The organism is Rhizobium sp. SEMIA 4085 (assembly GCF_013004495.1).
Classification (GTDB): Bacteria; Pseudomonadota; Alphaproteobacteria; order Rhizobiales; family Rhizobiaceae; genus Rhizobium; species Rhizobium gallicum.
This window is the reverse complement of the sequence record NZ_JABEPH010000478.1, coordinates 1-3,699: the sequence shown is the minus strand read 5'-3', so window position 1 is coordinate 3,699 and position 3,699 is coordinate 1. Positions and strand designations below refer to the sequence as shown.

3 protein-coding genes and 1 pseudogene are annotated in these 3,699 nt (G+C 60.8%); 3 read left to right on the top strand and 1 reads right to left on the bottom strand.

Translation table 11 applies throughout. The features are described from left to right. The 3 genes and pseudogenes from C9413_RS29430 to C9413_RS29415 form a co-directional block, all read left to right on the top strand. Positions 1-410 (top strand): annotated as a pseudogene (locus C9413_RS29430) (DNA repair protein RecN); the annotation flags it as partial. A 232-nt stretch (positions 411-642) separates the two neighbouring features. Then, positions 643-2,799 carry an NAD-dependent DNA ligase LigA gene (gene ligA, locus C9413_RS29425; RefSeq protein ID WP_039845337.1) on the top strand — a complete coding sequence of 719 codons (2,157 nt, stop codon included), beginning with the start codon at positions 643-645 and terminating at the stop codon, positions 2,797-2,799. A 188-nt stretch (positions 2,800-2,987) separates the two neighbouring features. After that, complete coding sequence (locus tag C9413_RS29415) at positions 2,988-3,368, top strand: XRE family transcriptional regulator (protein WP_052451549.1); 381 nt, start codon at positions 2,988-2,990, stop codon at positions 3,366-3,368. On the opposite strand, the gene C9413_RS29410 is transcribed toward C9413_RS29415, so the two are convergent. After that, the coding region (locus tag C9413_RS29410; RefSeq protein ID WP_170251296.1) for a GNAT family N-acetyltransferase at positions 3,365-3,699 on the bottom strand (335 nt) is incomplete at its 5' end. The genes C9413_RS29415 and C9413_RS29410 overlap by 4 nt on opposite strands.

Genomic DNA, 3,699 nt, shown 5'->3' with positions numbered 1-3,699 from the left:
GTCCGGGCTCGATCATGAAGGTGGCATCGGGCGGCGAGCTTTCGCGCTTCCTGCTTGCGCTGAAAGTGGCGCTTGCCGATCGCGGTTCGACGCCGACGCTCGTCTTTGACGAAATCGACACCGGTGTCGGTGGTGCCGTTGCCGATGCGATCGGCCAGCGACTGAAGCGGCTCTCCGACCGCGTGCAGGTTCTCTCGGTCACCCATGCCCCGCAGGTCGCCGCGCGTGCAGCGACGCACCTGCTTATCTCCAAGGGACCGGTTTCCGACGGCTCTGAAAAGATTGCCACGCGCGTCGCAACGATGGTGCACAAGGACCGAACGGAAGAAATCGCCCGCATGCTTGCTGGAGCCTCCGTGACCGAAGAGGCGAGGGCGGCTGCGGCTCGGCTGTTGGCGGGAAATGGCTAGGCATTAGGTCATGCCGTGGGATCGTCTTCACCCAATCTCTCCCCGTTTTGACGGGAGAGGGACGTGCTAAACTCAAGCGCACGTTCTGCTGAAACGGCGCGGGCATTTACCTTCCCCCCGTCAGAACGGGGAAAAGGTGCCGATAGGCGGAAGACGGGCCGCCTCATCCACCTCTCTTTCAATCCATAATTTTTGCTCTAAAACGATTCCAGATTCTCTGGAGTGATCCCGTATGCCGACCGAGTCCGTTGCAGTTGAAGACCTGACGATCGATGATGCCGCCACCGAGCTCGCGCGGCTGGCAAAAGAGGTCGCCCATCACGACGCGCTCTATCATGGCAAGGATCAGCCGGAGATTTCGGACGCCGATTACGATGCGCTGAAACGGCGCAACGATGCGATCGAGGCGCGGTTTCCGGAGCTGATCCGCCAAGACAGCCCGTCGCGCCGCGTCGGCGCTGCACCTTCGGTGACCTTTGCGCCGGTCGTCCATGCGCGCCCGATGCTGTCGCTCGACAATACGTTTTCCCAAGAGGACGTGCAGGATTTTGTGGCGGGCGTCTATCGCTTCCTCGGGCGCCTGCCGAACCAGTCGATCGCCTTTACCGCCGAACCGAAGATCGATGGGCTCTCCATGTCGATCCGTTACGAGAACGGCAGGCTGGTGACGGCTGCAACGCGCGGCGACGGCACGACGGGCGAGAATGTCACGGCGAATATCCGCACCATCAAGGAGATTCCGAACGAACTGCCGAAGGGGGTGCCGGCCGTCGTGGAAGTGCGCGGTGAAGTCTACATGGCAAAGAGCGACTTCATGGCGCTCAACAAGCAGATGGAGGCCGAGGGAAAGCAGACCTACGTCAACCCGCGCAACACGGCAGCCGGATCGCTGCGCCAGCTCGACGCGAAGGTGACGGCAAGCCGCAAGCTGAAATTTTTCGCCTACGCCTGGGGCGAAATGTCCGACATGCCGGCCGACGCGCAATTCGACATGGTACAGCTCTTCAGGGACTGGGGCTTTCCGGTCAATCCGCTGATGAAGCGGCTGAATTCCGTAGCCGACATCCTCGCCCATTACGACGAGATCGGCCTGAAGCGCCCCGACCTCGACTACGATATCGACGGCGTCGTCTATAAGGTCGACAGCCTTGAACTGCAGCAGCGCCTTGGCTTCCGCTCGCGCAGCCCGCGCTGGGCGACGGCGCATAAATTCCCGGCGGAACAGGCTTTCACCACCGTTGAGAAAATCGAGATTCAGGTGGGGCGTACCGGTGCGTTGACGCCCGTTGCGCGGCTTACGCCCGTCACCGTCGGCGGTGTGGTAGTGACAAACGCGACGCTTCACAACGAGGATTACATCAAGGGTCTCGGAAACTCCGGTGAGCCCATTCGCGACGAAGAGCACGATATCCGGGTCGGTGATACCGTAATCGTGCAGCGGGCTGGCGACGTCATCCCGCAAGTGCTCGATGTCGTCATGGAAAAGCGGCCGGCGGACGCGGTACCCTACGAGTTTCCGAAGCGCTGCCCGGTCTGCGGTTCGCATGCGGTGCGCGAAAGAAACGAGAAAACCGGAAAGCTCGATTCGGTCACGCGCTGCACCGGCGGCTTCGTGTGCCGGGCGCAGGCAACCGAGCATCTCAAGCATTTTGTCTCGCGCAATGCCTTCGATATCGAGGGCCTGGGATCGAAGCAGATCGACTTCTTCTTCGAGAGCGACGAGGAGGCACTGAGGATCCGCACGGCGCCGGATATCTTCACGCTGGAGCGGCGCCAGCAGAATTCGTTGACGAAGCTCGAAAATATCGAAGGCTTCGGCAAGGTCAGCGTCGGCAAGCTTTATGCGGCGATCAACGAACGGCGCAGCATCGCACTTCACCGCTTCATCTACGCGCTGGGCATTCGCCATGTCGGCGAGACGACGGCGAAGCTGCTGGCGCGCTCCTATGGCACCTACGAGGCTTTTGCCGCGGCGATGAAGGAGGCCGCGCCACTCTCCGGCGATGCCTGGAACGACCTGAACGCCATCGAAGGCATCGGTGAGATCGTCGCCCGCGCGATCGTGGAGTTTTACAAGGAGCCGCGCAATGTCGAGGTCATCTCGGCACTGCTTTCAGAAGTGACGCCGCAGGAGGCGGAGCTGCCGGTCACCTCCGGCAGCCCGGTTTCCGGCAAGACGGTGGTCTTCACCGGCTCGCTCGAGAAGTTCACCCGCGACGAGGCCAAAGCCAAAGCCGAGAGCCTTGGCGCAAAGGTCGCCGGATCGGTCTCCAAGAAGACCGATATCGTCGTTGCCGGACCCGGTGCGGGCTCGAAGCTCGACAAGGCGCGCGAGCTGGGCGTCCAGACCATGGATGAGGACGAGTGGCTTGCGCTGATCCGTGGATGAGCTCGCTTGAGGAACGGCATTCTCAGGCGAAGGTTGCCTTTAGGCGTTCGGTATTCAATCGTCAGCAGCTCGAACCGGACGAGACCGTTAGAAATCAAAAAGACATTCGGCATCAACGTCGATCTCGTTGGCTATCACAGGGTGATCTTCGACATCGGCGGCAAAATACCGGGTGATCGTCGGGACGCATGCTGAATGTGACAGGATCGATCCGCAGATTTGTAACGGCCATCGGGCCGATTGGAAATGATGCTGATCTCGCTTGGGCGATTGGCGAAAACACACCGTATTTCGGTGCGCCTCAGGCAACCGGCTGCGCGGAGGCGGATCGAGCCGATGTGCTTTCCGATCTCATCGAAGCCTATGAAAGCCGACTGTCCTTATACCTTCATGGACATGCCGACCGCACGCAGGCTGACCTCGGCGATGTTCTTGGATCCCGTGCCCGGGCCTTCGAGATTCTCCACCGCATGCGCGCGCTTACGGTGGAAATGATCGTTAAGCTCAACGAGGCATGGGCCATTCCAGCCGGTTGCCTCGGAAAGCCTTACAAGCTGGCCGTGGCTTAGAGCGGCTTGAGGCGCACCCGCGCCATCGCATAAGCGTCGACATACCCCCCGGCACGGAAGGCAAAGGCTTTGAGCAGGCCTTCCTCTTCGAAGCCGAATCTTCTGTAGAGGGCGATCGCGGCCCCGTTGTCGGTGTAGACCGATAGTTCCAGTCGTTTTATGTTTAGCCAGTTGTCGGCCATGTCGATGAGTTCGGCGAGCAATGCGCTGCCGATGCCCTTGCCGGTGAAATCGTCGTGGACCCCCATGCCGTTGCTTGCTGCATGGTTGCGCCGCCCTGGGTAGAGAATCATGACTGCGTCACCGACGAGCAGACAGTCCATTTCCTCAA